Below are 26,163 nucleotides of genomic sequence, written 5' to 3'. Positions count from 1 at the left end.
AGCGGAGCACGACGTTGAGCACGCCTCGTATTCGACGGTGCGGGACTACATGCGCAAGCGTCGTCCGCAGCTCGAGCTGGAGGTCAAGCAAGGGCGCCGGCACCTGGACGGCACAGTCCCGCAGGAGAAGCGGCCGGGCGAGGAGGCCGAGGTCGACTTCGCGGACGTGTGGCTGGACCTGGCAGGGCAGCGAAGAAAGTGCGTGCTGTTCACGCTGCGGCTGTCCTACTCGGCAAGGCCGTGCACCGCGTGTTCGCCACCGCTTCGCAGGAGGCGTTCCTCGAAGGGCATGTGGAGGCATTCACCGCGCTGGGCGGGGTGCCTACGGTCCACATCCGGTACGACAACCTCAAGCCCGCCGTCCGGCTGGTGCTCTTCGGCCGCTCACGCACGGAATCCGCGCGGTGGGTCGCATTCCGCTCCTGGTACGGGTTCTCCGCCTTCTACTGCCTCCCCGGCGAGGAAGGCAACCACGAGAAGGGCGGGGTCGAGCACGAGGGCGGCCGGTTCCGCCGTAAGCACCTGGTCCCGCCGCCCGAAGTGGAGACGCTGGCCGACCTCAACGATCGCCTGGCGGCGATCGACGCCGCCGAAGACGCCCGCCACATCCACGGTCGGCCCACCTCGATCGGCTTCGATTTCGAACAGGAGCGGTATCTGTTGCGGCCGCTTCCGGCCGACAAGTACGACACCGGGATCGACCTGACGCCGGTGGTGCACCGCAACGGCCGCATCACGGTGCGGCAGTGCTACTACTCGTGCCCGCCCGGTTCATCGGCACGAAGGTGCAGGTGAGGTTGAAGGCAAACGAGGTCTGGGTGTTCGAAGGCCGGGAGGTCATCGCCCGGCATCCGCGGCTGACCCGCCGCTACACCTACCACGACATCCTCGACCACTACCTGGAAGTTCTCCTGGTCAAGCCCGGTGCGTTCGCTGGGGCAGCCGCGCTCGCGCAGGCCCGGGCCGAAGGCGGGTTCACCCGGACGCACGAGGCGTTCTGGGCCGCGGCGAAGCAGAAGGCCGGCGACCGGGAGGGCACCCGGATGCTGATCGAGGTACTGCTGCTACACCGCCAGTTGCCCGCCCGAGCCGTGGTCACCGGGAATGCAGACCGAAGGTCGGCTCGGTCAGCACCGACCTGGTGGCCATCGAGGCCCGCAAGCACCTGGAGTCATGCCAGGACATCAGCGACGTGGAACCGGTCGTCGAAACCGATGAGATCGACGATCTCCCCGACGGCTGGGCCGAGCAGGCCAGCGGAGCCAAGGTGATCTCTCTGCATACGCGTCGGCTGCCAGCTGACCCACGCTCATCTCTCCCGGAATGACCAAGTACGACCGGCTGCTGGGGCCAGTGAAGACCGCGACGACGAAGGACACAACCGCATGACCTCCACCAAGACCACCGCCACAGAACCACCCGTGGAGCAGGTGCCGACCACACGGATGCGGATGCCGCTGCCCGGCGACCCCGAGGACGCCCTGATCGACGAGGCATGCCGGGACCTGAGACTGCCTGCGTTCCGGGAACGGTTCGTCGAGATCGCCGCCACGGCCCGGCGCGAACAGGCGTCCTACAAGCGGTTCCTGCTCGAGCTGCTGCAGATCGAGGTCGCCGACCGGGAAGTCCGCCGCCAGCAGCGACTCGTGCGAGCCGCGAAGTTCCCCCGCCCCAAACGACGGGAAGACTTCGAATACGAGAAGAACCCCAACGTCTCACCCGAGATCATCGGCGAGCTGAAGAACCCCTCCTGGGTGCGAGGCGGCCGCCCGCTGGTACTGATCGGCGACAGCGGCACCGGCAAGAGCCACCTACTCATCGGAGTGGGAACCGCGATCGCCGAAGCGGGCCTGACCGTCCGCTACACCACCACCTCCGCCCTGGTGAACGAACTCGCTGAAGCGGATGCCGCCAAGCGCCTGTCACCCGTCATCGCCCGCTACAGCAAAGTCGACCTGCTCTGCCTGGACGAATTCGGCTACCTCAACCTCGACCGCAAGGGCGCCAAACTCCTGTTCCAGATCTTCACCGAACGGGAAGAGCGCAAGGCCACCGCCGTCGCCACGAACTCACCGTTCGCCGAGTGGGACAGGATCTTCAACGAACCCCGGCTCTGCGCGGCCATCGCCGACCGCATCACCTTCCGCTGCACCCTGCTCCAGACCGGCACCGACTCCTACCGCTTCCAAACCACAGAGTCCGAACACCGAACGGCTCCGCGTCGATGACTCGTCCGCGCAGGCGTCTTGCCCGGGGCCGATAGCCACCCGAACAGGGCGTTCATCGAACATTTATCCCCTCTTGCCAGTCTCTCCTTTGCACGCATCAGGGAGCGCAGGGCTTCCCGCGCTACTCCTGCACCACGACAGTCAGGAACCCGAAGGAGAGTACGTGCAGTCAAGAAGATCACTGGTTGGCAGAGGCGTGATGGTCGCCGTCACCGCGCTGCTGGGGGTCACCGCCCTTACAGCGCCGGCGGCTGCGGAGTCGGTGAGTCCCGGCGGGGAGGTTCCGGAAGCCGCGAAGGTCGCGACGGTCGGAGTAACCGTTGCACCGGAGCCGGAGGCCATCACCGCCAAGAAGTACGCCGAGATCGCGCGCAAGAGCGGCGACCCGGCCACGAAACAGGAGCTCCAGGCAGCAGTTCAGGCGTCCGGTTGCTGGGAATCCAAGGTCACCAAGTGGGGCAAGAACGTGTTCGGTTCCTACTTGTGGAAGTACCATCAGAAGCTCGGCTGGTGCGGTGACGGCAAGTGGATCACCGCGACGCCGAAGGCCTCCGCTTGGGGCACAACGCACTGGCCCGGCTGGACCTACACTGGCCGTGACACCCTGGAGAAGTCCTACGGCGTGGGCTGGAACATCTGGGAAGTCAGCTCGCAGGGGCACTTCTGCTACCTCGACGTCGACAACGTCGGCTGCGCCCAGACCCAGGATCCACGCATCATGATGCAGGCCCAGGGAGACGGGGAACTCTACTACGAGTAGCCTGACCGGCTACGCGACGGGCCAGGATGAGGGGGCAACTGTTGAACCGGAGCATAGCGAACGCAGTGCTGCTGATCGCGCTCTTGGCGATCGCGGCCATGTTCGCCCCAGAAGGAACAATTCTGGCCGGAGCGGTCGCTCTGCTGATCGGCATCTACCAGCGTCGGCAGGAGCAGGCCGTCAAGCAGGCACTGCTCTTCGTCGTAGCGGGGGCCATCACGCTGGTCGTGGGACTGGTGCTAGTAGTTAGCGGCTTCACCACCGGCACCGGAAGCGACAGCCCCAAGGCACCCAAGGAAGAGGCAACACAAGCTCCATAGCGGGGCAACTGGCCCCGTGACGCCCTCGGAGCTTTCGGGTGCGGTCGCCCACTGCGGCGGCCGCACCCTCTGTTTGGACCTCGACAATAGACCGGGGCCCCGGTGCCAAGTCTGTCAGGGACACAGCTCCGAGAGCCCCGGAACTCGAACCTATCGCCTTCCCCTCTCGAGAAGGGGCAGACACCCCGAAGCCAGCACGCCCCCGGGAGTCACCCGGAAGAGTTGGCTCTCGTTCCCATTGCCGATCATGGCCTAGCGCACGGTCCGAGCTCACCACAGACGGAGCAATGTGGTCCTCGTCCTCGTTGCTCCTGTGGCTCCCATTCACCCTGTCGAAAACAGGCGTGGCCGGTCGAGGCGGGAAACTGCCCAGAGGGCACGTTCGGAGCGTGAGCTGCAGCGGGGGCCGCTGGTGCATGGTTGGGCGGGGCGGCGGTGGACACTGGCTCGGATCGAGAAGTTGATCGGTTGACTGTTCCACGTCTTCTGCACGGTGAGACCTGGTTGCTGCTCAAGTCGAACGGCTGGAGCTGGCAGCAGCCGTCCCGGCGTGCGATCGAGCGGGACGATGATGTGGTGGAGCTGTGGGAGAAGAAGGTCTGGCCGCAGGCAACAGATGGGGTGTCCGGGGCCGCGGCTCCGGACAGGGCTCGGGGGCAGGCATGACCTGCTGCAAGCCCGGTGAGCACTTCCGACTGGTTTGCGCCGACCGTGAGTGCAAAGGTCGCAGAGCCCGTGACCATGCAGGGTGTGCGAGGTGCCGGCGGGACCGCGTCACTCGTCCGTGAGGCCCTCCTTCTCCCAGCGGAGCAGGTCGCCCGGTTGGCAGTCGAGTGCCTCGCAGAGAGCGGCGAGGGTGGCGAAGCGCACCGCCTTCGCGCGGCCGTTCTTCAGCACGGCCAGGTTGGCGGGGGTGATGCCCACCCGGTCCGCGAGCTCGCCCACGGACATCTTCCGCCGGGCCAGCATCAGGTCGATGTCGACGGCGATCGGCATCAGATCACCTCGTCCAGCTCGGCCTGCATTCGGGCCGCTTCGACGTCGCGCGCGACGGCCTGTGCGAGCAGCATCCGCAGGACGAGCACGATCAGTGCGACGCCCAGGATGGCCACGCCGATCCCGGCCATGATGAGGGTGACGCCCGGATCTTCCCGCTGGCCGGGCGCGTTGACGGCCGTGATCGCGAACCACAGGAGCGCGGCGGTCACGATCGCGCCGATCACGATGTCCACGTACCGGAAGGCGGCGTGGGAGAAGACGGTTCCGCGCCGCACCATCGTCACCAGCCGCCATACGCACACGCCTGCGACCTGGACCGACACCATGCCCAGCAGGACGATCACGCGCATCGGGGTGATCGGGAGCGATCCTTCCTGCTGGTCGGTGGCCAGTGCCCACACCAGGAGTGTCTGCACGAGGACGGTGCCGGTCAGCACGAGCACGAGCACGGCGCGCAGCGCCCCCACCGTCAGTTTTCCCACGGCTCTTCCTTCCATCGAATCACGATGGGAATCTATCGAATATCGATAGGTGGTGCAAGGTAAGGATGGAAGTGGTCGGCGCGAGTGGCGGCTGGGTGGCGGCGGCGCCGGGGTTGTGGACGGGGTGGCGCCCCTGTCGCTGATCGCCTGTCGGTGCCGACCCGTACGCTCGGTGAGCGTACGGGTGCCGTGGGTGGTGGCAATGGTGTCCGGGCGGGGAGTATGGCCGGGAAGTGCGTGTGCACGGGCGGAGGGTGACCGGGATGGCGGGCGGGCAGAGCAGCGGTGGCGGTGGTGCCGGGGCGGCGCCGCCGGTGTGCGGGGAGCCGGAGGGCTCGGACAGCCTCAAGGCGTTCGGCGAGGTCCTCAAGGCGTTCCGCAAGCGGGCGCGGTTGACGCAGGAGGAGCTCGCGCCGCGGGTGCGGTACTCGGTGCCGACGGTGGCCTCCGTGGAGCAGGGCCGACGGTTCCCGCCCGCGGACCTGGTGCGGCGTGCCGAGGAAGTCCTGGACGCCTTCGGTGCGTTGGAGGGTGCGGCCCGCCACCTGTCGAGGCGCCCGGGGCTGGCCCGGTGGTTTCTGCAGTGGGCCCGGCTGGAGGCGGAGGCCGTGACGCTCTGCACGTACGAGTGCCGGCTCGTCCCCGGGCTGCTGCAGACCGAGGCGTACGCCCGGCGGCTGTTCGCCGACCGGCTGCCGCCGCTGGACGATGCCGAGATCGACGCCCGGCTCGCCGCCCGCACCGAGCGGCAGCGGCTGCTGCGGTCCCGGCCGCACACCGCCTTCAGCTTCATCGTGGAGGAACACGTCTTCCTGCGGCGCACCGGCGGGGATGCGGCCGCCGCTCAGCAGTTGGACCACATCCTCGACCTGGCCGAGCTGCGGAACATCGAGGTGCAGATCCTGCCGCTGTCCCGCGAGTCGCACGCGGGCATGGACGGCCCGATGCGATTGCTGGAGACCGCCGACACCCGGTGGTTCGGCTACTGCGAGGGGCAGGAGAGCGGCCAGTTCGTCTCCGACCGGAAACTCGTCAGCATGCTCCAGATGCGCTATGCCAGACTCAGGTCGCAGGCCCTCCCGTTGGAGGAGTCCCTGTCCCTGATGCGGCGGATGCGAGGAGCGGCATGAGCAGCAGCAGTGAATCGGTCTGGGTCAAGAGCAGCTACAGCGGCAGTTCGGGCGACGACTGCGTCGAGGTCGCGGAGGGCGCCGGGGTGGTCCGGGTGCGGGACTCCAAGTCGACCGGTGGCTCGGAGGTGGCCGTGGAAGCTCTGGCCTGGGCTTCTTTCGTGGACTTCGCGGCAGGCACCTCCGCGCGCGGTGCACGCTAGGTCACAGCACGTTTCGTCTCCGTAGTGGCGAAGCGGCCCCTGCGCGGTGCGGCAGAAGAACACCACCCCCCTCTCCGTCCCCACCGGCGTGCGGCGGCGACGGGGCCGGGGCCGACGGGCCGTCCGGTCACGGACTGCCGCCGCTCGACGGGCCGCCGAACAGCCCGACCGAGCGCGCCACCGGACGGGACGGCACGCCCACGAGGTACGGCAGCGTGGTGCGGGTGTCAGGCGCCGTCGCCGCGCCGGTCCACGTACTCGAATACCGCGCCGTCGGGGTGGCGCGCCACGACGTTCCGGCCGCCCGGGGTCGCCTTCGGACCCGCGATGATCTCCGCGCCGACGGCGCCCAGATCCGCGAGCGCTTCGTCGATGTCCTCCACCGCGATCGTCGCGGCGATCTTCCGCAGCACCTCCACGTGGCCCTCCGGGCCGCTCATGAGGAAGAAGGGCCCCACGGCGGCAACGGACACCGGGCCCGTGGTGAAGCGGTGGGCCTCGTCCCCGGTGAGCTTCTCGTACACCGGAATGGCGGCGTCCAGATCGTCGACGCAGATCCTGAGCGAGGTCCCGTGAATCTTCATGCCGGGCAGCCTAGTTGGTTACCAGCGGCGACGGCACCTGCTCACGCCCGCGGCCGCCTCCCGAGCGCCGTCACGACATCCTGTACGTTGCGGTAGCGGCCGCCCGTCGGCAGTTCCCGTGCCGTCTCCACCAGTTCGTCCGGAGCGTGGTCGGCGAGCAGGGTGCGCAGCACCGTGCGCCGGTCCGCCGGGAAGGTGGAACGCCCCAGATGCCGCGCCAGGTCGGAGCGGAGCGCCTCGGCCTCCGCCTCGGCCCGCTCCGGGCTGCCCTCGGGCGGCACCGGGCCGCCCGTCGTCAGGCGAGGGTCGTCGTCGGCCTCCGGCTCCGGGTCGTACCACGTCTCGGAACGCGTCGGGTGCCCCGAGCGGAGCAGACCCTGCAACTCGTGCTTCATCTCGTCGTCCCGGTGCACGCTCAACCGGTCGCTGCCGCGCTGCATGCCGTCCGTCACCGGAATGCACCTTCCTCTCCGGCCTCTCCGGGTTCTTCCTTCGCGCCCCCGTACGGCCACCGCAGCAGCGCCCCGAGTCCGCCGGCCGGGAGGCCGCGGGGCGTGCCGGGCGCCAGATGTTCCGCCTGCACGTACACCACGTCGGCGCCGGTGGTCGCGGCGGACCGCAGCAGCGCGTCGTCGGCGCGGGAGGCGGCGGGCTCCGGGGCGCCGAGGTACCGGTGCTCGGAGTGCCGTACGGCGAGCTGGTCGGGATCGTCACCGACCCACACCTCGCGGTGCAGGTCCGGTCCGTCGGGGCGGACCAGCAGCGCGTCGATGCGGTGCTCCCGCGCCGCCTCCACCAGGGTCGGCACGCCCTCGGTGGCGTTCGTGCGCCCCTCGTCGTCCGGCACCCGTGCGGAGAGGAAGTGTTCCATCGCCTCCGCCGCCCGCCGCAGCGCCGACGGCGGGCCCGCCGTCAGCCGGGGCAGCGGCGCGACACGGGGGAGTGCACCCCAGCTGGCCCCCGGTTCGCCGGACGGCGCGGACGCCAGAGGGGTGCGGAGCACGACCTCGCCGTCGGCGGCGAACACGGCGTACCCGGCGGGCCCGGAGGCGCGGGGGAGCGCGTCGAGCGCGCCGTACACGGCCCGGCACGTCGCGGCATCGGCGCCCTGCCCGTGCAGGCGGTCGGACAGCGCCCGTGCACCGGTCCGCTGCCGCGCCGTCGCGTCCTCCGGTGCCGCGCGGCCTGCGACGTACACCGAGGCCCACGGACCCGGGCGGTCGTACAGCGGCTCGAGGAATGCGAGGTTCATTTCTCCCTCCTTGCAACGGCGCGAGCCGGGTACCCGGCCCCGGCAGACCGACACGGGCCGGTGCGATCCGGCAGGGGCATCAGGGAGGCGCCATGGGGATCGACCCGCGGGAGCTGTCGGACGCCCAGCTCCTCAAAGAGCTGGAGACCATCCACCGCACCCGTCACGACACGCTGCTCCACGGCTCCGCCGACGCGCTGACCGCGCACAACGCGCGCATGGCCGAGCTGGAGGGCGAGTACCTGCGGCGGAATCCGCAGCGTCCCGTCGCGGCCGGCCGCACGCGCAAGGGCGCCCGGGAGCGCGGCGGCTGCTGATGGCGGCCCGTCTGCTGCGGGGGCGGGCCCCGGCCTCGCGGGAACGCGCGGCACATCGGATCGCCGTCACCCGTTTGGCCCTGTACGACGCGGGCACCCGACTGGTGTGCTTCGGACCTGAAGGCACGTCCGCGGGAGCGGCTGCAGCCGCCCGTCCCGCCTGTGCCTGCTTCCGCGGTGAACGCTCGCAGCCGTACACCGCGCACAGGAGTTCGCAGCCATGACGTCCGCGCAGCAGACCCGACGCAGCCGCACGCACGACGACACCCCGGACACCGACGCCGACTTCCGCCGTATGCACGCCCTCCCGGAGGGGCCGGAGCGGGACGCCGTCCGCGACCGCATCGTCACCGCCTGGATGCCGGTGGCGCACCGGCTGGCGCGGCGGTTCCGCAACCGCGGCGAGGCCCTGGAGGACCTGCGGCAGGTCGCCGACCTCGGACTGTTCAAGGCGGTCACCCGCTACGACCCGGACCGCGGACACGCCTTCGAGAGCTTCGCCGTGCCCACCGTCGTCGGTGAGATCAAGCGTCACTTCCGCGACCACATGTGGGACGTGCACGTGCCGCGCCGCGTGCAGGAACTGCGCAACAAGGTGCGCTCCAGCCGACGCGAACTCGGCCTCGCGCAGGAGGGGCGCGCGCCGACCGTCGCGGAGGTCGCGGAGCACAGCGGCCTCACCGAGGAGGAGGTCCTCACCGGCCTGGAGGCCCTGGAGAGCTACCGCACGCTCTCCCTGGACGCCGAACTGCCCGGCTCCGAGGACGGCTACGCCCTGGTCGACACCCTCGGCGACTCGGAACCCGGCTTCGACCTGGTGCTGTACCGCGAAGCGGTCAAGCCCGAACTCGAACGCCTCCCCGAGCGGGAGCGGTACATCCTCTACCTGCGGTTCTTCGAGGACATGACGCAGAGCCGCATCGCCTCCCGGCTCGGCATCTCCCAGATGCACGTCTCCCGGCTGATCAACCGCTCCTGCCACCGCATCCACGACCACGTCGAGGAACAGGTCTCCGACAACACCCCACGCGTCCCGGACGGGCGGCGGACCGCTTCGCGCGAAGGGGCGCTCACCCCCGCCTGACCGGACCGGACGGCCCACGCCCGGCGAGGAGCGCCACTGCGTCGCCGAAGCGGAACGCTTCTGCCAGAGTGGCCCTGCGGACGGGGCCGCGGAGTGTGCCCCCGGAGGCATCCACCGGTCGAGACGGAGTCCCATGCGGCACAGCGAGGAGGACCGCCACCGCGAGCGGCGCTGCGAGCTGCTGCGCGCCGCCGGCGGCTACTGGCACCGCCGCGGCCTCCACACCGGCCCCGGCCAGGTCGTGGCGGCGCCCAGCGCGCCGCTGCTGCTGCTCGGCCTGCTGGCCACCGCCGACCCGGCGGGCGGCGGCGTCCTGCTGACCCGGCCCTCCGCCCCGTGGCACGAGCACCCCGTGCGGCTGCTGGGCCGCACCCCGTACCGCATCCCCGCACCCGCCGACTGCGGCGGTGTACCCGACCCGTTCGTGCTGCTGGAGACCGTGCGGCGGGCGCGCTCCGCCGGCGACGCGCCCCGGATCGTGCTGGTGTCCGTCGCCGACGACCCGACCGGTACGGCGGCCGCTCCCGAGCTGCTGCGCGAGGTGTGCGAGGCGGCATGGGACGAGGGCCTCCTCGTCGTCAGCGACGAGAGCGGCCGCGACGCCCCCCACGACCCGCACGGCACGGTCACCGTCAGTCCCGCCGAGATCGTCGGGGCCGAACGGGCGGAGCACATCGACTCCGTCGTCGTCCTCACCGGTCTGACCGGTCTGACCGGTTCGGCCGCCCTCGCCGGTGCCGGCGGGACGCCCACCGGGTACGGCGCCCCCGCCGCCGCGCTCGCCCGCTTCCCCGACACCTCCCGCGGGCACACCCTGGCGCGGGAAGTGCGGGGCGTGCTGACCGCACTCCACGCACACCTGCCCGCCACCGCGGCCCGGGCCGCCACCGACGCGCTCGGCGAGTCCGCCGAGGCACGGGAGCGGCGCGCAGCCGACGCCCGGATGCAGGGCGCACTCGCCACGGCGCTCCACGACGCCGTCGTCGCCGCCGGTGGACTGTGCCTCCCGCCGCAGGCCGGCCGGTCCGTGTATGCGGACCTGGAACCCCTGCGGCGCCCGCTCGCCGCCCACGGCATCGAGGACGCCGCCGAACTGGCCGCCGAACTGACCCGCCGCATCGGGCCCGGCGCGGTGAGCGGCGCACACTTCGGGGACGCCCCGCGCCTCCTCCGCGTACGGCTGTCCACCCTGCTGCTGACGGGCGCCGACCTCCCCCGGGCCCCCGATCCGCTGCGGGCACCCCACGTGCGCCACGCCCTCGACACGCTCCGCAGCGTCCTCGCCGATCTCACCACCGGCTGACGCCCCTCCCGCAACCGCTTCGACCGCCGCGGGGCGGCCCCGGCTACGCGTCGCGGGCCGCCTCCGACCGACGGTGCGTGCGACGCCACAGCGAGGGCACCACACTCACCAGCAGCGCCAGGCCGACAGCCGCCGCCACGCCCTCCCACGGCTCCGGGAACAGCGAACCGCCCGCCACTCCCACCAGCTGGTAGGTCGCCGCCCAGGCCAGGCAGGCGGGGATGTCGCCCTTGGTGAAGTCCCGCGTCCGCGTCCGCGACAGCAGGCACGCCACCATGACCGGTATACGTCCGGCGGGCACCAGGCGTGACACCACCAGCACCGCTATGCCGTGCCGCTCCAGCCCGCGCTGCGCCTGCGCCAGCCGGTCCGGGGGCGCCTTCTGCTCCAGCCGCTCCAGCCAGCGCGAACCCCCGGGCGACCCCAGGCCGCGGCGCCCCAGCCAGTACAGCGTCACGTCCCCGGTGAACGCCGCCAGCGACGCCACCGCGAACACGAGGAACAGCGAGAGCACCGGAATCCCGTGGTGGAACGCCACCACCGCGGCACTGCTGACCAGCGCCCCAGTCGGCAGCACCGGGACCAGGGCGCCGAAGGCCACCAGCACGAACAGGGTGGGATAGCCGATCGCGCGCTGCGTGTCGAGGGGCAGGCCGTCCGCCGTCGCCGCGAGCTGCCCCACGGTTATGGTTCCCAGATCACCAATCATTCCGCCGCCCCCCACCGCACGGTCTCGCCGTGCCGCAACCGGTGCACCGCGACCTGCGGGGCCAGACGGCGCGCGAGCCGGGCGAACTCGTCGCCCGGCGAGTGGAATTCGTGCGGCCGTACGGCGTCCATGCCGATCGGCCAGTACGTGCCGTAGTGCACCGGCACCGCGCCGCCCGGCGCGAGCCGGGCGAGCAGCTGCGCCGCGCGCCGGGCGTCCAGGTGTCCCTCGCCGAGGAACGGGCCCCAGCCGCCCACCGGAAGCAGCGCCATGTCCACCGGCCCCACCTCGTCCGCCATGCCCGCGAACAGTCCGGTGTCCCCGGCGAAGTACGTCCGCTTCTCGCCCTCGACCACATAGCCCAGGGCGCGGGTCTGCCGCGGACCGTACGGCAGGCGACGGCCGTCGTGCGCCGCCGGCACCGGGCGGATACGCAGCGGCCCCACCCGCAGCGTCTCGCCCACCGACGCCTCGACCAGGTCCAGCCATCCCCCGAGCCGCCGCAGCCCCGCCAGCGCGTTCGGCGCCCCGCGCGGCACGACGACCCGCGTGCCCGCGGGCAGCCGCGACAGCGACCCCAGGTGCAGGTGGTCGGCGTGCAGATGGGAGACCAGCACCACGTCGACGGTGGTCACCGACGCCGGCGGAAGCGCCCCGCGCCGCCTGCGCAGATGCGCCAACCGCCGCACCAGCACCGGATCGGTGAGCACGGTCGCCCCGGAGTCCCGCACGGTCGCGGTGGCATGGCCCCACCACGTCACTTCCACCGGCACGAGGGCTCCTCTCGCTCGGGGGAGCGGCGGGTACCCGTCCCGGTCACGCCGCACCCCTTCGAGCGTATGTCTCCTTCGCCGTGGACCGCACGAAGGTGACGCCACTGTGAAAAAGTGGAGGAAGTCGTGTGCTCCGCTCGGGTCACATGCGGCGGGACTGCCCGCGATCCGTGCGCGGCCCACGACGCGACGACGAGGAGGAACCGGCGTGCGACTCCTGCCTCCGTGGCGCGGAATGGGCGCCGCCGCCCTGCGCGTCCTCGCCGTGTGGGCGGCGGGCACCCTCACGATGCTCGTCCTCGCTGCGGGGCTGCCCGACTTCAGCCTCCAGCAGCCCGGCGGCGACAGCGCCACCCGCACCGCCGTCACCGCGGCGCTCGGCGCAGGCGTGTTCGGTGTGCTCAGCGCGCTGGTGTGGCCGGTGCTGGTGCGCGCACTGCTGCTGGTGCCCGCTCTGGTCCTGGGCACCCTCGTGTTCTTCCTCAACGGCTCGCTCCTGTGGCTCGCGCTGATCCTGATCCCCGAGCGGGGAGACGCCGATCCGCGGACGGCGGTTGTCGTCGCTGCCGCGATGTCCGCGGCCTCCTCCGCGACCAGCGGATTCCTCGCGGTGCGCGACGACGGCGCGTACCGTCGCCGCCTCGCCCGCCTCGCCGACCGGAGGCGCCGCCGCGAGGGAGCCCGCGCTCCCGGAACCCCGGGCATCGTCTTCCTGCAACTCGACGGAGTGGGGCACGACGTGCTCCGGGAGGCGACGACCGGGCCCGAACCGCTCATGCCGACGGTCGCCGCGCTCCGCCGCACCACCCACCGGCTCACCGCCTGGCACACGGACTGGTCCAGCCAGACCGGCGCCAGCCAACTGGGCATCCTCCACGGCAGCAACCACGATGTGCCCGCGTTCCGCTGGTACGAGAAGGAGCGGTGCGAGGTGATGGTGAGCAACCGGCCCAGCGCCGCCGCCGAGCTCCAGCGCCGCGCCGCGGACCGCACCGGCGATCCGGGACTCCTGGCCTCCGACGGCGCGAGCCGCGGCAACCTGTTCGCCGGCGGCGCCCGCCAGCTCGCCCTGGTGCTCTCCGTCACCGCCCGCCGCGGCCGCGACACCCGGTCCCGCGCCGGATACTTCGCGTACTTCTCCGACCCGACCAACGCCACCCGCACCGCGCTGTCGTTCGTCGCGGAGGTCTGCCGCGAGGTGTACCAGTCGCTCCGGTCGAGGTTCCGCGGCGACAGCCCCCGCGTCGGCCGCGGCGGCCTCTACCCGTTCCTCCGCGCCTTCGCCACCGTCGTGCAGCGCGACGTCGTGGTCGCCGCCGTGATGGGCGACATCCTCAACGGCCGCGCCGCCGTCTACGCCGACCTCGTCGCGTACGACGAAGTGGCGCACCACAGCGGGCCCCGCGGCAACGACACCCGGCAGGTACTCCAGCGCCTGGACCGCGCCGTCGCGCTCATCGCCCAGGTCGCCGACCACGCACCGCGCCCGTACCGGCTGGTGCTGCTCTCCGATCATGGGCAGAGCGCCGGCGAGCCGTTCCGCAGCGCCTACGGGCTCACCCTGGAGGACCTCGTGCGGGCCGGGTGCGGCCTGCCCGTCTCCCGCAGGGCGCGGGCCACCCGCAGCGGGGCCGAGGCCCGCGCCGCGGCCCGCGCCGCACTGGGGCGTCCCGAGGACGGGCGCCACCCGGTGTCCGAGGAGGACGTGCCGCAAGCAGCGGGTCCGGTCATCCTCGCCTCCGGCAACCTGGGACTCGTCTCCTTCCCCGACGTGCCCGGGCGCATGACGCGGGAACAGATCGAGGAACGCCACCCGGCGCTGCTGCGCGCCCTGGCCGACCACCCCGGCATCGGTTTCCTGCTGGTCCACAGTGCGGAGCACGGTTCGGTGGTTCTCGGCAGGGGCGGCGGCGAACACCGGCTGCGGACGGGGGAGATCGTCGGAGGGGACCCGCTCGCCCCGTTCGGGCCGCATGCTCCGGAGATCGTGCTGCGTGCCTCCGGGTTCCCGCACTGCGCGGACATCATGGTGAACTCCGCCGCCGACCCGGACACCGGCCGGGTGCACGCCTTCGAGGAGCAGGTGGGGTCGCACGGCGGTCTCGGCGGCGAACAGAGCCGTCCGTTCCTGCTCTCCCCGCTGGTGCTCTCCGCCCCGTCGGGCTCGCGCGAACTCGTCGGCGCGGAGCGGGTGCACCGGGTCCTGCGCCGGTGGCTGCGCGAGGTCCGCGCCACCGGTGCGCAGCGTGCCGTCGCCGTCTCCCGGCGGGCCCCGCGACCCGCACGGGACGCCGCGGCGCCTCCCGCACACCGCTGACGGGCCGTGGCAGGCTGGGAGCCGACCCTGCCGCACATCGAAGGGAAGGCGCCCCCATGGCACCCGAACCCCTGTCCCCGCAGCAGCTCGACGAGGCACTGGCCGAACTTCCCGGCTGGCAGGCGGACGGGGACCACCTCTCCCGGACCTACTCGCTGCCGCGGCACACGGCGGTCGCGGCCATGGCCGTGCACGTCGCCACCCTCCAGGACGAGCTGAACCACCACTCGGAGATGACGCTGGGCTACCGCAGCCTCGGCATCACGATGAACACGCACAGCGTCGGCGGGCGGATCACCGAGCTCGACACGACGCTGGCCCGCCGGATCGCGGGGATCGCGGCGGGCCACGGGGCGACCTGATCCGGGCCGGCCGTTCACCGTCGGCCCGGACCGGGTGCCGTCACTTCTGCGGCATCAGCACCGAGTCGACGATGTAGACCGTCGCGTTGGCCGTCTGCACGTTGCCGCACACGACGTTCGAGTCGTCGTTCACGGTGTAGTCCTCACCGGAGCCGGAGACGGTGACCTCGCTCTTGGCGAGGGTCTTGTAGCTGCCGTCCTCCAGGTCCGAGGGGGCCAGACGCTCGCCCACCACGTGGTAGGTGAGGACCTCGGTCAGCTTCTCCTTGTCGGCCAGCAGCGCGTTGAGGTCCTTCTCCGGCACCTTCTCGAAGGCGGAGTTGGCCGGCGCGAACACCGTGATGTCCTCGGCATTGTTGAGGGTGTCGACCAGGCCGGCCTTCTTCACCGCCGTCACCAGCGTGGACAGCGCCGGGTTGTTGGAGGCGGCCGTCGCGACCGGGTCCTCCGCCATGCCGTCGAAGCTGCCCGGGCCGTCCTTCGGCACCGACTGGCAGGCCGCGCCGAAGGGCTCCGACGCCATCGCGTCGTCGCTCTCCTGCATGTCGTCCTGCTGGTTCTCCTTCTTCTCCTGCGAGGAGGACGAGGAGGAGCCGGATCCGCTGTCACCGTTGTCGCTGCCGCAGGCGGTGACGGTCAGCGGCAGGACGGCGGCGGCAACGGCGGCGATGGCGGCGCGGCGCATGCGGGTGGCGTTCATGTTCGGTACTCCTTGTTTCGTTACGTACTGGCAGGTGCCGGAGAATTCGGTCCGCGGGGCCGCACGGATTGCGTGCGGCGGGGAAGCGGCGGGGACGGCGAGGAGCCGGCCGCCGTCAGCTCACATCGACCACCACCGAGTGCCAGCCGGTCGCGCCGTCCGGGACGGTGTCCGCGCGCTCGGCGGTCTGCGTGACGCCGTCGCCGTCGGTGGCGCGCACCTCGAGCGTGTGGGAGCCCTTGGTGGCGGGCCACTCCCACACCCACTGCCGCCAGGTGTCCTCCGTGGCCTCGGCCCCGAGCCGGGCCTCCTGCCACGGGCCGCCGTCGACCCGCACCTCCACACGGCGGATGCCGCGGTGCTGAGCCCAGGCGACACCGGCGACGGGGATCGTCGTCCCCGCCTCGACCGAGCCGAAAGGCTTCGGTGTGTCGATGCGGGACTCCGTCTTGATCGGCGCCTGCCGGGCCCAGTTCCGGCGCACCCAGTAGGCGTCGTACGCGTCGAACGTGGTGAGTTCGATGTCCTCGATCCACTTGCAGGCGGAGACGTAGCCGTACAGGCCGGGCACCACCATGCGGACGGGGAAACCGTGGTCGAACGGCAGCGGCTGCCCGTTCATACCAACCGCCAGCATCGCGTCCCGGCCGTCCATCACGGCCTCCACCGGAGTGCCGATGGTCATGCCGTCCACCGAACGCGAGACCAACTGGTCCGCGGGCCCGCCCTCGGACGGCGGACGGACTCCGGCCTCCCGCAGGAGCGACACCAGGGGAACGCCGATCCAGCGGGCGTTGCCGACGTAGCCGCCGCCGACCGGATTGGACACGCACGTCAGCGTGATGTCGCGCTCCACCAGGTCCCGCCGCAGCAGGTCCCGGTAGGTGAACTCCACCGGTTCCGCCACGCCCCGGCCGTGCAGCCGCAGGCGCCACTGCGTGGCGTCCACCTTGGGCACCACCAGGGCGGTGTCCACCCGGTAGAAGTCCCCGTTGGGCGTGGTGAAACGACTCAGGCCGGGCACGTCGGGACCCGCCCCGGCCGGGATCGGTGCGGCCGGATCCGCCGGCCCCGGAAGCCGCACGGCCCGGCGCGAGGCCGACGCCCCCGACCCGCCGGACAGCTCCAGCCCGACGGCGCCCGCACCGGCCGACGCGACCGCCGCCGTCGCCGCGGCGACGACGAAGCCGCGCCGATCGAAGCCCTGCTGCGCCGCCCCGGTGGGCCGCATCACGGAGGGCTGCTCACCGGCGTCCGCCGCCTCCGCCCCGGACAGGGCGGAAGGCTGCGGGGCCGAACCGAGCCGGCCCGCGAGCACGTACAGCACTCCCGCGCCCGCAACGGCGCCCAGAACAGACGGCAGCGCATCCGCTGCCGTCGCTCCGACGCGACTCAGCGCGGCGACCGTCCCGACCGCACCGAACACCAGCACCCCCGCCGAAGCGGGCCGCCGGTGCCGCAGCGCCAGCACCCCGAGCACCAGCGCGAAGAGCGCCAGCAGCGCAAGGGTGCCGATCTCCAGCACCAGCTTGTTGTTGGAGCGGAAGGTGTCCACCGCGAACTGGGTGACCGACGGCGGCGCGAGCTCGATGACCGCGTCGCCCACCGCGTTCAGCGGGGCCGCCTCCGGGCGGACGGGTACGGCGACGAGCTGCGCCACGGCCAATGCGGTGAAGCCGGCCAACAGGCCGCTCACCGCACCCAGCACGGGGCGGAGTGTCCGCGTCGCTTCTCGATCTTGGCTCACGTCGGCAATTCGGTCCGGCCCCACGGGCGGATTGGTCCGACGCCGAAAAAACTCCGGGGAAATCTTCATGCCCACACATTCGTGCGGGCGACCAATCCGCTCCAAGGCCGGCATCGAATGCATCCGTGAATGGTTCGATCGACGAACCAACGGTGAGGGCAACGATCCTCACCGTGACGGAAGGAGCAAGATGCCGGAGCGACGGCTGCGGACGGCCGTGATCGGCAGCGGCGTGGCGGGACTCACCGCCGCCTACGTGCTGCACAAGGAGCACGAGGTGACGCTGTACGAGGCCGACGACCGGGTCGGCGGTCACGCCCACACCCACGAACTCGCCGACAGCGACGGACGCGTGCACCACGTGGACTCCGGCTTCATCGTGCACAACCGGCGCACCTACCCCCACCTGCTGCGGCTCTTCGCCGAACTGGACGTCCCCACCCAGGAGTCCGAGATGAGCATGTCGGTGCGCTGCGAAGGGTGCGGCCTGGAGTACGCCGGCGCCCGCGGCCTCCGCGGCGTCCTCGCGCAGCCGCGGAACCTGCTCGACCCGTCCTACCTGCGCATGCTCGCCGAGATCCGGCGTTTCCACCGCAGCGCGGCCGCGCTGCTCTCGCGCGAGGAGCCCGCCGAACAGGAGCACACCCGGCAGACGCTCGGGGAGTTCCTCACCGAAGGCCGGTTCTCCAGGTACTTCGTCACCCATTTCATGACCCCGGTGGTCTCCGCCGTCTGGTCCTGCGCCCCCGGAACCGCCCTCCGCTACCCCGCCCGCTACCTGTTCCGCTTCCTCGCCCACCACGGCATGCTGTCGGTCACCGGATCACCCGTGTGGCGCACCGTGACCGGAGGGTCCCGCTCCTACGTCGAACGCGTCGTCAAACAACTCGGCGCCGTGCACACCGGCACACCCGTGCGGGCCGTGCACCGCCACCCCGACGGCGTCGCGCTCACCGCAGAGGACGGCACCACCGCCCGCTACGACAAGATCGTGATCGCCACCCACCCCGACCAGGCGCTGCGCCTCCTCGGCGACCCGACCGAGGACGAACACTCCGTCCTCGGAGCTTTCCGCTACTCCCGCAACGAGACGCTCCTGCACACCGACACCGCGCTGCTGCCCCGCAGCAGCGGCGCCCGCGCCTCCTGGAACTACCTCATGCCGTCCTGCCGCACCCCCGCCGACCGGGTACAGGTCAGCTACCACATGAACCGCCTGCAGCGTCTCGACGCCGCCGACGACTACGTCGTCACCCTCGGCGCCGAGGACCGCGTCGACCCCGGCCGCGTCCTCGCCCGCATGGTCTACGAACACCCCGTCTACACGCCCGAGTCGGTCACCGCGCAGGACCGGCTCCCCGAACTCTCCGGACCCGTCACCGCCTACGCCGGGGCCTACCACGGCTGGGGCTTCCACGAGGACGGCTGCCGTTCGGGGGTGGAGGCCGCACTCGCCCTGGGGGTGCGGTGGTGACCGCCCCCACCGCGCCCGCGCTGTACCCCTGCACTGTCCGGCACACCCGCACCCGGCCCTTCCGGTACGCGTTCCGGCACCGCACCTACCTGTGGCTCGTCGACCTCGACCACCTGCCGCGGCTCCCGCGCCCGCTGCGGCCCCTGGCCCGCTTCGACGCCCGCGACCACTTCGCCGGCACCGCTGCGGACCTGCGCACCGGCCTGCACCGCTTCCTGTCCGGCCAGGGCATCACGCCGCCCACCGGACGCGTCGTGATGCTCGCGCACGCCCGCGTCCTCGGGCACGTGTTCAACCCCCTCACCCTCTACTGGTGCCACGACGAGGACGACACCCTCGTCCTCGTCGTCGCCGAGGTGCACAACACCTACGGCGAACGGCACGCCTACGTCCTCGCCCCCGACGCACGAGGTGCGGCACGCGTCCGCAAGGAGTTCCACGTCTCGCCGTTCTTCCCCGTCGACGGCGCCTACCGCATGCGGCTCCCCGAACCGGACGACGCCCTCGACCTGACCGTCCAGCTGGAACGCGACGGCCGGCGCCCGTTCACCGCCACCGTGCGCGGCCGCCGCCGGGACGCCCGTCCCGCGACACTGCTGCGCGCAGCCATCCGCCACCGCTGGTCCACCGCGGCCGTCTCCGCCGCCATCCGGATGCACGGCATCCTGCTCTACCTGCGCGGACTGCCGGTGCAACCCCGTCCCCGACACCGTCCCCAGGAGGGCGTGAAGTGAGTGTGTCCACCGTTACCCCGAGCTCCGCCGTCGACCCGCAGCGATGGCCCGACGTCGCCGAACCGCCGCGCGCCTCCCGCGCCCGCACCGCGTTCGCCACCCGGCTCGTGCGCCACGCCCTCGCCCGCCTGCCGCTGCGCGCCACCTTCCCCGACGGCTCGTCCCTCGGCCTCGGCGGCCCGCAGCTCGAGATCCACGACCCCTGGGCCTTCCACGCCCGCATAGGCCGCAGCGGACTCGTCGGCTTCGGCGAGTCCTACATGGCAGGGGAGTGGTCCGCTCCCGACCTGGTCGCCGTCCTCAGCGTCCTCGCGGGCGAAGTACGCACCCTCGTACCCTCGGGCCTCCAGCGGATGCGCCGCCTGTGGGCACTGCGGCAGCCCGGTGAACAGCGCAACACCCTGAAGGGCTCCAAGGAGAACATCCACCGCCACTACGACCTGTCCAACGCTCTCTTCGCGCTGTTCCTCGACGAGACGATGAGTTACTCCTCCGGCGTGTTCCAAGGGTTCCCTGCCCAACGGCCCCAGCTGGCCGCCGCCCAGCGCCGCAAGATCGACAGACTGCTCGACCTCGCCGGCGTCGGCGCCGGCACGCGACTGCTGGAGATCGGCACGGGCTGGGGCGAACTCGCTCTCCGCGCCGCGGAACGCGGCGCGCTCGTCGACTCCGTCACGCTCTCCCGCGAGCAGCAGCAACTCGCCCGGCAGCGCATACGGGACGCCGGCCACGAAGGCCGCGTCGAGGTCCGGCTCAGCGACTACCGCGAGGTCGAGGGCACCTACGACGCCATCGTGAGCGTCGAGATGATCGAAGCGGTCGGCGTCGAGTTCTGGCCGACCTTCTTCACCACCCTCGACGACCGGCTCGAGAACGGCGGCCGCATCGCCCTGCAGGCCATCACCATGCCGCACGACCGCATGCTCGCCACCCGGCGCACCTTCACCTGGATCCAGAAGTACATCTTCCCCGGCGGCATGCTCCCGTCGGTGGAAGCCATTGCCGACATCACCGCTGACCGCACCGACCTGCGCCTCGACCGCTCCGACTGCTTCGGGCCCCACTACGCGGAGACGCTGCGCCTCTGGCGCGAACGCTTCTCCGAGCGGGCCGACGAGGTCGCCGCCCTGGACTTCGACGAGACGTTCCGGCGCATGTGGACCTTCTACCTCGCCTACTCCGAGGCGGGTTTCCGCTCCGGATACCTGGACGTACGGCAACTCCTGCTCACCAAGGGCGACGCACCGCAGCACACGACGACCGAGGAGGACGCGGCGTGAAGACCACCGGACAGGCCGCACCCCTGCTGAACGACCTGGCCACCGACCTGCTCGGCGGCCCCCTGCCGGTACGCCTCCGCGCCTGGGACGGCAGCCTCGCCGGCCCCGAGGACGCACCCGTCGTCCACCTGCGTACCCGCCGCGCGCTGCGCCGCCTACTGTGGCAGCCCGACGAACTGGGCCTCGCCCAGGCCTATATCGGCGGTGACCTGGAGATCGAGGGAGACCTCGACGACGCGCTGCGCACCCTGTGGCAGGCCGCACGCGACACCGGTATCCGCCCACCCCGCGTCGGGCTCGCCGACCGGGGGCGTGCCGCGGCCGTACTCCTCAAACTGGGCGCCGTGGGGCCGCGCCCGCCGGAGCCCTCCGCGCCCTCGGCCCGGCTCGGCGGGAAACTGCACAGCCGCAACCGCGACCGGGCGGCGATCAGCCACCACTACGACCTGTCCAACGAGTTCTACGAACGGCTGCTCGACACGTCCATGGCCTACTCGTGCGGCGTGTGGACCCGCCCCGACGATGCCGGCTACGACCTCGCCGACGCGCAGTACGACAAGCTGGAGATCATCTGCCGCAAGCTGGGTGTCGGCCCCGGATCCCGCATGCTCGACATCGGCTGCGGCTGGGGCTCGCTCACCCTCCACGCCGCCGAGGTCCACCGGACACGCGTCACCGCCGTCACCCTCGCCCGCCGGCAGGCCGAGTTCGTCCGCGCCCGCGTGGCGGAACGCGGACTGGAGGACCTGGTCGAGGTCCGGCTGTGCGACTACCGCGACATCGAAGGCGGCGGCTACGACGCCGTCTCCACCATCGAAATGGGCGAGCACGTCGGCGACGCCGAGTACCCGGCCTTCGCCGGCATCCTGCACCGCATGCTCCGCCCCGGCGGCCGCGCCCTCGTCCAGCAGATGTCCCGCGGCGCCAACGCCCCCGGCGGCGGGGCGTTCATCGAGTCCTACATCGCCCCCGACATGCACATGCGCCCCCTCGGCGACACCCTGTCCCTGCTGGAGGGCGCCGGGTTGGAGGTGCGCCACACCGAGTCCCTCCGGGAGCACTACGTCCGCACCATCCGCGCCTGGCACGAGACGCTGGAGAAGAACTGGACGGAGTTCCTGGAACTCGTCGGAGAGCACACCGCCCGCGTCTGGCGGCTCTACCTCGTCGGCGGCGCCCTGGCCTTCGAGGAGGGGCGGATGGGAGTGGACCAACTGCTCGCCGTCCGCCCGGCCGCCAACGGCGCCTCGGAGATGCCCCCGACCACCGGCGCCTGGTACGCGCCGGACGGTCTGAGGTGAGCCGCGCACCATGAACCCGTTTCCCTGGGAAGCCTTCGGCGCCACGCTCGGCGCCTCCGCCGGGGCCGCGCTCGCCGTCCTCCTGGCCACGTTCGCACTGGCCCTCGTCAAGGGCGTCCACCGGATCGTCGACGTGGCCTGGGGCGTCGCGTTCGCCGCGGTCGCGGCGACCGTCTGCGGCGTGTCCGCGGCCACCGGAGAGGAGGGCGACGGCACGCGCAGGCTGCTGCTGACGGCACTCACCGCGGTGTGGGGTCTGCGGCTGGCCGTGCACATCGCCCGCCGCGGCGCCGGCCACGGCGAGGACCCGCGGTACGCCAAGATGCTCGCCAAGGCGCGCGGAAACCCCTCGTTGTACGCGCTGCGCATGGTCTACCTGCTGCAGGCCGCCCTGGTCTGGCTGGTGTCCCTGCCGGTGCAGGCCGGCCAGTACACGGCGGCCGGGTCGCGGACCCTGATGGCCCTCGGTGTGCTGCTGTGGGCCGTCGGCCTCACCTTCGAAGCCGTCGGGGACCAGCAGCTGCACCGCTTCAAGTCCGACCCGGCCAACAAGGGCAGGGTCATGGACCGCGGACTGTGGAGCTGGACGCGGCACCCGAACTATTTCGGGGACTTCTGCGTCTGGTGGGGCCTGTACCTGGTGGCCGCCGGCGACTGGACGGTCGCGGCCCTCGGCGTCGTCAGCCCCCTGGTGATGAGCTACCTCCTCATCCGGGGCAGTGGAAAGCGGCTGCTGGAACGCCACATGGCCGACCGGCCCGGATACCGGGAGTACACCGCCCGCACCAGCGGGTTCTTCCCCCGCCCTCCCCGGCGCTAGACGCCGCCGGAGCCCCGCCGCGCCACGAACAGCGGCGGGGCTCCCGTCGGCGCCGGCACGGCCCGCACCGCCCCCGACTGTCGGTGGGAGGTGGCACAGTGCGGGGCATGGATGAAGAGGTGCGGCTGCGGGACGTCGAGCCGGCCGATCTGGAGGTCTTCCTCGCGCACGAGCACGATCCGGAGGCCGTGCGCCGCTCCCGCTTCCCGCCTCGGGAGCGGGAGGCCTTCCTGGCCCACTGGCACACCAGGGTCCTCGGCGATCCCACGGTGTTCGTGCAGGCGGTCACGGTCGGCGGGGTCCCCGCGGGCAACCTGGTCGCATGGTGGGAGGGGGACCGGCGCTGCCTCGGCTACTGGCTGGGCCGCCGGTACTGGGGTCGAGGTATCGGCACCCGCGCCCTGACCCTCTTCCTGGCGCGGGAGACCACCCGCCCGCTGTACGCCGATCCGCACGAGGAGAACACCGGCTCGGTGCGGCTGCTGCTCGGGCACGGCTTCCGCCGTGCGGGCACCGTGCGGCACGGAGCGGACACCCACCTGCTGCTGGTCCTCGACGCGGAGCGCTGACGGAGCCGTCCGCCGTCGGCGGAGCCGCAGCACCCGGCGCGACCGGTCAGGAATCGAGAAGCGCGGGAGACGGAGCCGATCCAGAATGAGGGCATGGATATCACCATTCACGCGACTTTCCTCCCGCACAGCGATCCGGAGGAGTCCCTGGCGTTCTACCGCGACACCCTCGGCTTCGAGGTCCGCACCGACGTGGGGCAGGGCACGATGCGCTGGATCACGGTCGGCCCCGCCGGGCAGCCCGGTACCTCGATCCTGCTCGCGCCACCCGCTGCCGACCCCGGCGTCACCGAGGAGGAGCGCCGCACCCTCACCGGGATGATGGCCAAGGGCACCTACGGCTGGATCATGCTCGCCACTCCCGACCTCGACGGCACCTTCGAGAAGGTGCAGGCCGGCAACGCCGAGGTCGTCCAGGAACCGACCGAGCAGCCGTACGGAATCCGCGACTGCGCCTTCCGCGACCCGGCGGGCAACATGGTGCGCATCCAGGAACTCCGCTGACTCCGCAGCTCCCTCCCCGCGCACCGAGCCGCGCCGATGCCGAGGCGCAGCGGCTGAGCGACCTCGCCCGGCTGCGCCGCGTCCGTGACCGCATGGACCGCGAGTACGCGCAGCCGCTCGATGTCGAAGCCCTCGCCCACGGCGTCCACATGTCCGCCGGACATCTCAGCCGCCGGTTCCGCCTGGCGTACGGAGAGTCGCCGTACGCCTATCTGATGACCCGCCGCATCGAGCGCGCGAAGGCCCTGCTGCGGTGCAGCGACCTCAGCGTCACCGACATCTGCTTCACGGTGGGCTGCTCTTCGCTGGGCACGTTCAGCACCCGTTTCACCGAGCTGGTCGGCGAGTCCCCCAGCTCCTACCGGCGCAGCGCGGCGGGAGGAGCCGGGGGCATCCCGCCGTGCGTCGCGAAGCAGGTCACACGACCCGTCAGAAAGTAGGAAGGGGCAACCGGGCAGTCTTCCCGCGTGACGGACGTGCCATCCGTCACCCCTTCCGCCCCGCGGGGCCGACGACTCCCCCGGAGAGGTCGTCGGCCCCGTCACTGCCGCCTCGAGGGTCCCGCGCTCCACGGCGCGGGGCACTCCCCTCCGTCAGGCGGGCAGGTTCATCAGCGCCAGCGGCTTCGACGTGGGTTGCGGCGAACCGCCCGCCGGCTCCAGCGTGATCCCCATCGCCGACGCATCGCCGACCGGGCCGTCCATCAGTACCGAACTGCCCTGCGACGCGCCGTCGAGCAGTCCGGCCGGACGCATGGCGCCGTTCTCGCTGAACCACAACTGGTAGACCTTGCCGCGCGGAGCCTCGGGCAGACCGGACGCGACGAAAGCGGCCCGGTCCTCACCCCGCGACACGACGACCGAGGCGTGTCCGCCGCCCGGCAGTTCCCCGACGGTGACCTTCGCGTCCGGCGCCGCCAGCAGCTGCGCCATCGTCGCGCCGCGCTGCTCCGCCCGATCGGCCCGCTGCTGCGCGTCCTGGGCGATCTGGTACTGCCACACCGCGACGCCACCGAGCGCCGCTGCCGCGGCCAGCGAGGCGGCCAGGGCGAGGCGCGGCAGAGAGCGTGCGACACCGCCCGTACGGCCGGAGCGCCGCACGCGGGACACCTGCGGCGGCTCCTGCCGCGTGTTGGCGATCTCCGAGAACACCGTCTCGCGCAGCGAGGGCGGCGGTGTCACCGAGGCGGCCAGCCCCAGCTTGGAGGCGGTCGCCGTCAGCTCCTTCACCTCCTGGGCGCAGGCCGAGCATTCGTCGAGATGGCGCTCGAACTCCTCGCGCTCTCCTTCCGGCAGCGCGTGCACGCTGTAGGCGCCCGTCAATGTGTGCAGGTCCGCGGTAGTCATGCGTTCACCCCCAGGCAGTCGCGCAGTCGGATCAACCCGTCCCGCAGGCGGGTCTTGACGGTCCCGAGCGGCAGAGACAGCAGCTCGGCGACCTCGCGGTAGGTCAGACCGCGGTAGTAGGCCAAGGTCATCGACTGGTGCTGGACCTCGGTCAGGCCGCGCATGCAGCGGCGCACCTGTTCCCGTTCGAGCCGTGCCTCGACCTGTTCGGTGACCTCGTCGTAGGCCGGTGTGCGGTCCAGCAGGGCGGCCCGCTGCTCGCGGTCGCTGGACGCCTGCGCGGACCGCACGCGGTCGACGGCCCGACGGTGGGCCAGCGTCATCACCCAGGACATGGCGCTGCCACGGTCCTGCTGGTAGCGGGCGGCGCAGCGCCACACCTCCACCAGGACCTCCTGGGCGACCTCCTCGGACTGCGCCGGGTCCCGGAGGATGCTCCTCACCAGCCCCAGCACGGGCCCGGCCACGCACTCGTAGACGCGCGCGAACGCCTCCTGGTCGCCGCGGGCCACGTGCCCCAGCAGTTCGGAGAGATCGGGGCCGGGATCCTGCGGTGTTCCGGCCAGTTCCATGTGTTGCCTCATCGACGCCCGCTTTCCGGCCGGGCCGGACGAGGCGGTCGGGACGGGTCGGCAGCTCGCATGTGATCCTCCGGTCGGTGGCGGTCGCGGGACCGCCGGGTGCAGCACGGTGACGTAAGAGTATTCGGCGCTGCCACCCGCGTCGGATTGGTCGCGTACGTGTACACGTCACTCGTACGGCGCAGCGGGGGGGGGGGGGGGGGGGGGGGGGGGGGGGGGGGGGGGGGGGGGGGGGGGGGGGGGGGGGGGGGGGGGGGGGGGGGGCGGGGCGGGGGGGGGGGGGG

General features: G+C 72.1%; 32 protein-coding genes. 21 read left to right on the top strand and 11 right to left on the bottom strand.

Annotated elements, in window-relative coordinates; genetic code table 11:
• Positions 1-249: 249 nt before the first annotated feature.
• From ACL06G_RS19325 to ACL06G_RS19300, 6 genes are all read left to right on the top strand, one after another.
• Positions 250-795: a hypothetical protein gene (locus ACL06G_RS19325; RefSeq protein ID WP_412787710.1), complete on the top strand. Its 546-nt coding sequence runs from the start codon at positions 250-252 to the stop codon at positions 793-795.
• A 346-nt stretch (positions 796-1,141) separates the two neighbouring features.
• On the top strand, positions 1,142-1,327 hold the full coding sequence (locus ACL06G_RS19320) for a hypothetical protein (RefSeq protein WP_412787743.1): 186 nt from the start codon (positions 1,142-1,144) through the stop codon (positions 1,325-1,327).
• Between the two features lie 124 nt (positions 1,328-1,451).
• Positions 1,452-2,228, top strand: a complete 777-nt coding sequence (gene istB, locus ACL06G_RS19315; RefSeq protein WP_503167838.1) for an IS21-like element helper ATPase IstB — start codon at positions 1,452-1,454, stop codon at positions 2,226-2,228.
• A 163-nt stretch (positions 2,229-2,391) separates the two neighbouring features.
• Entirely contained in the window at positions 2,392-2,988 is a 597-nt protein-coding gene (locus tag ACL06G_RS19310; RefSeq protein WP_412787712.1) for a hypothetical protein, read from the top strand.
• A gap of 65 nt (positions 2,989-3,053) precedes the next feature.
• Positions 3,054-3,308 carry a hypothetical protein gene (locus tag ACL06G_RS19305; protein WP_412787713.1) on the top strand — a complete coding sequence of 85 codons (255 nt, stop codon included), beginning with the start codon at positions 3,054-3,056 and terminating at the stop codon, positions 3,306-3,308.
• A 468-nt stretch (positions 3,309-3,776) separates the two neighbouring features.
• Positions 3,777-3,974 (top strand): winged helix-turn-helix domain-containing protein, encoded by a 198-nt coding sequence (locus tag ACL06G_RS19300; RefSeq protein ID WP_412836407.1) that lies wholly within the window; start codon positions 3,777-3,779, stop codon positions 3,972-3,974.
• A gap of 108 nt (positions 3,975-4,082) precedes the next feature.
• On the opposite strand, the gene ACL06G_RS19295 is transcribed toward ACL06G_RS19300, so the two are convergent.
• Together ACL06G_RS19295 and ACL06G_RS19290 are read right to left on the bottom strand one after the other, a co-directional pair.
• Entirely contained in the window at positions 4,083-4,304 is a 222-nt protein-coding gene (locus ACL06G_RS19295) for a helix-turn-helix domain-containing protein (RefSeq protein WP_412836406.1), read from the bottom strand.
• Positions 4,304-4,789 carry a DUF2975 domain-containing protein gene (locus ACL06G_RS19290; RefSeq protein WP_412836405.1) on the bottom strand — a complete coding sequence of 162 codons (486 nt, stop codon included), beginning with the start codon at positions 4,787-4,789 and terminating at the stop codon, positions 4,304-4,306. The genes ACL06G_RS19295 and ACL06G_RS19290 overlap by 1 nt, the downstream gene beginning before the upstream one ends.
• 263 nt (positions 4,790-5,052) lie before the next feature.
• Here ACL06G_RS19290 and ACL06G_RS19285 point away from each other — a divergent pair, with 263 nt between their 5' ends.
• Entirely contained in the window at positions 5,053-5,919 is an 867-nt protein-coding gene (locus tag ACL06G_RS19285; RefSeq protein ID WP_412836404.1) for a helix-turn-helix domain-containing protein, read from the top strand.
• Complete coding sequence (locus tag ACL06G_RS19280; RefSeq protein WP_412836403.1) at positions 5,916-6,122, top strand: DUF397 domain-containing protein; 207 nt, start codon at positions 5,916-5,918, stop codon at positions 6,120-6,122. Before ACL06G_RS19285 ends, ACL06G_RS19280 begins: the two co-directional genes overlap by 4 nt.
• 227 nt (positions 6,123-6,349) lie before the next feature.
• Here ACL06G_RS19280 and ACL06G_RS19275 read toward each other — a convergent pair whose 3' ends face one another.
• Genes ACL06G_RS19275 through ACL06G_RS19265 form a run of 3 tightly spaced genes read right to left on the bottom strand, consistent with a single transcriptional unit; the run spans position 6,350 to position 7,958 of the window.
• Complete coding sequence (locus ACL06G_RS19275; protein ID WP_412787717.1) at positions 6,350-6,706, bottom strand: VOC family protein; 357 nt, start codon at positions 6,704-6,706, stop codon at positions 6,350-6,352.
• Between the two features lie 41 nt (positions 6,707-6,747).
• Complete coding sequence (locus ACL06G_RS19270; protein ID WP_412787741.1) at positions 6,748-7,146, bottom strand: DUF2795 domain-containing protein; 399 nt, start codon at positions 7,144-7,146, stop codon at positions 6,748-6,750.
• An 8-nt stretch (positions 7,147-7,154) separates the two neighbouring features.
• Positions 7,155-7,958, bottom strand: a complete 804-nt coding sequence (locus ACL06G_RS19265; protein ID WP_412836402.1) for a hypothetical protein — start codon at positions 7,956-7,958, stop codon at positions 7,155-7,157.
• 92 nt (positions 7,959-8,050) lie between these two features.
• Between ACL06G_RS19265 and ACL06G_RS19260 the strand changes: the two genes are divergently transcribed.
• The 3 genes from ACL06G_RS19260 to ACL06G_RS19250 all read left to right on the top strand — a co-directional run bounded on the left by ACL06G_RS19260 (position 8,051) and on the right by ACL06G_RS19250 (position 10,662).
• Positions 8,051-8,275 (top strand): DUF6158 family protein, encoded by a 225-nt coding sequence (locus tag ACL06G_RS19260; RefSeq protein WP_412787719.1) that lies wholly within the window; start codon positions 8,051-8,053, stop codon positions 8,273-8,275.
• 220 nt (positions 8,276-8,495) lie between these two features.
• Positions 8,496-9,359 carry a SigB/SigF/SigG family RNA polymerase sigma factor gene (locus tag ACL06G_RS19255; protein ID WP_412836401.1) on the top strand — a complete coding sequence of 288 codons (864 nt, stop codon included), beginning with the start codon at positions 8,496-8,498 and terminating at the stop codon, positions 9,357-9,359.
• 133 nt (positions 9,360-9,492) lie between these two features.
• Positions 9,493-10,662 (top strand): aminotransferase class I/II-fold pyridoxal phosphate-dependent enzyme, encoded by a 1,170-nt coding sequence (locus ACL06G_RS19250; RefSeq protein WP_412787721.1) that lies wholly within the window; start codon positions 9,493-9,495, stop codon positions 10,660-10,662.
• A gap of 43 nt (positions 10,663-10,705) precedes the next feature.
• Here the strand turns inward: ACL06G_RS19250 and ACL06G_RS19245 are convergent, their stop codons facing one another.
• Positions 10,706-11,371: a DedA family protein gene (locus tag ACL06G_RS19245; RefSeq protein WP_412787722.1), complete on the bottom strand. Its 666-nt coding sequence runs from the start codon at positions 11,369-11,371 to the stop codon at positions 10,706-10,708.
• Positions 11,368-12,144, bottom strand: coding sequence for an MBL fold metallo-hydrolase (locus ACL06G_RS19240; protein WP_412787723.1), 777 nt, complete (start codon positions 12,142-12,144; stop codon positions 11,368-11,370). The genes ACL06G_RS19245 and ACL06G_RS19240 overlap by 4 nt, the downstream gene beginning before the upstream one ends.
• A 235-nt stretch (positions 12,145-12,379) precedes the next feature.
• On the opposite strand from ACL06G_RS19240, the gene ACL06G_RS19235 reads away from it, so the two are divergent.
• Together ACL06G_RS19235 and ACL06G_RS19230 are read left to right on the top strand one after the other, a co-directional pair.
• Positions 12,380-14,461, top strand: a complete 2,082-nt coding sequence (locus ACL06G_RS19235) for a phage holin family protein (protein ID WP_412787742.1) — start codon at positions 12,380-12,382, stop codon at positions 14,459-14,461.
• 56 nt (positions 14,462-14,517) lie between these two features.
• The gene (locus ACL06G_RS19230) at positions 14,518-14,823 is read left to right on the top strand and encodes a 4a-hydroxytetrahydrobiopterin dehydratase (protein WP_412787724.1); all 306 of its coding nucleotides are present in this window, start codon (positions 14,518-14,520) and stop codon (positions 14,821-14,823) included.
• A 40-nt stretch (positions 14,824-14,863) separates the two neighbouring features.
• On the opposite strand, the gene ACL06G_RS19225 is transcribed toward ACL06G_RS19230, so the two are convergent.
• Both ACL06G_RS19225 and ACL06G_RS19220 read right to left on the bottom strand, forming a co-directional pair.
• Positions 14,864-15,523 (bottom strand): fasciclin domain-containing protein, encoded by a 660-nt coding sequence (locus tag ACL06G_RS19225; RefSeq protein ID WP_412836400.1) that lies wholly within the window; start codon positions 15,521-15,523, stop codon positions 14,864-14,866.
• Positions 15,524-15,638: 115 nt separating this feature from the next.
• Complete coding sequence (locus ACL06G_RS19220) at positions 15,639-17,339, bottom strand: molybdopterin-dependent oxidoreductase (RefSeq protein WP_412836399.1); 1,701 nt, start codon at positions 17,337-17,339, stop codon at positions 15,639-15,641.
• Between the two features lie 121 nt (positions 17,340-17,460).
• On the opposite strand from ACL06G_RS19220, the gene ACL06G_RS19215 reads away from it, so the two are divergent.
• The 8 genes from ACL06G_RS19215 to ACL06G_RS19180 all read left to right on the top strand — a co-directional run bounded on the left by ACL06G_RS19215 (position 17,461) and on the right by ACL06G_RS19180 (position 24,392).
• Entirely contained in the window at positions 17,461-18,744 is a 1,284-nt protein-coding gene (locus tag ACL06G_RS19215; protein WP_412787727.1) for an NAD(P)/FAD-dependent oxidoreductase, read from the top strand.
• Positions 18,738-19,478, top strand: a complete 741-nt coding sequence (locus tag ACL06G_RS19210) for a DUF1365 domain-containing protein (protein WP_412836398.1) — start codon at positions 18,738-18,740, stop codon at positions 19,476-19,478. Before ACL06G_RS19215 ends, ACL06G_RS19210 begins: the two co-directional genes overlap by 7 nt.
• On the top strand, positions 19,475-20,758 hold the full coding sequence (locus ACL06G_RS19205; protein ID WP_412787729.1) for a class I SAM-dependent methyltransferase: 1,284 nt from the start codon (positions 19,475-19,477) through the stop codon (positions 20,756-20,758). The genes ACL06G_RS19210 and ACL06G_RS19205 overlap by 4 nt, the downstream gene beginning before the upstream one ends.
• On the top strand, positions 20,755-22,059 hold the full coding sequence (locus tag ACL06G_RS19200; protein WP_412787730.1) for a class I SAM-dependent methyltransferase: 1,305 nt from the start codon (positions 20,755-20,757) through the stop codon (positions 22,057-22,059). Before ACL06G_RS19205 ends, ACL06G_RS19200 begins: the two co-directional genes overlap by 4 nt.
• Positions 22,060-22,069: 10 nt before the next feature.
• Positions 22,070-22,879: a DUF1295 domain-containing protein gene (locus ACL06G_RS19195; RefSeq protein ID WP_412836397.1), complete on the top strand. Its 810-nt coding sequence runs from the start codon at positions 22,070-22,072 to the stop codon at positions 22,877-22,879.
• A gap of 107 nt (positions 22,880-22,986) precedes the next feature.
• Positions 22,987-23,448 (top strand): GNAT family N-acetyltransferase, encoded by a 462-nt coding sequence (locus tag ACL06G_RS19190; protein ID WP_412787732.1) that lies wholly within the window; start codon positions 22,987-22,989, stop codon positions 23,446-23,448.
• A 93-nt stretch (positions 23,449-23,541) separates the two neighbouring features.
• Positions 23,542-23,952, top strand: a complete 411-nt coding sequence (locus tag ACL06G_RS19185) for a VOC family protein (protein ID WP_412787733.1) — start codon at positions 23,542-23,544, stop codon at positions 23,950-23,952.
• A 92-nt stretch (positions 23,953-24,044) separates the two neighbouring features.
• On the top strand, positions 24,045-24,392 hold the full coding sequence (locus ACL06G_RS19180) for a helix-turn-helix transcriptional regulator (protein ID WP_412787734.1): 348 nt from the start codon (positions 24,045-24,047) through the stop codon (positions 24,390-24,392).
• A 153-nt stretch (positions 24,393-24,545) separates the two neighbouring features.
• On the opposite strand, the gene ACL06G_RS19175 is transcribed toward ACL06G_RS19180, so the two are convergent.
• Positions 24,546-25,298: an anti-sigma factor gene (locus tag ACL06G_RS19175; protein WP_412787735.1), complete on the bottom strand. Its 753-nt coding sequence runs from the start codon at positions 25,296-25,298 to the stop codon at positions 24,546-24,548.
• Positions 25,295-25,870 carry a sigma-70 family RNA polymerase sigma factor gene (locus ACL06G_RS19170; RefSeq protein WP_412836396.1) on the bottom strand — a complete coding sequence of 192 codons (576 nt, stop codon included), beginning with the start codon at positions 25,868-25,870 and terminating at the stop codon, positions 25,295-25,297. The genes ACL06G_RS19175 and ACL06G_RS19170 overlap by 4 nt, the downstream gene beginning before the upstream one ends.
• Positions 25,871-26,163 lie beyond the last annotated feature (293 nt).

This window comes from Streptomyces callyspongiae (genome assembly GCF_047200695.1).
Taxonomy (GTDB): Bacteria; Actinomycetota; Actinomycetes; order Streptomycetales; family Streptomycetaceae; genus Streptomyces.
This window is presented reverse-complemented; position numbering and strand designations above follow the sequence as displayed.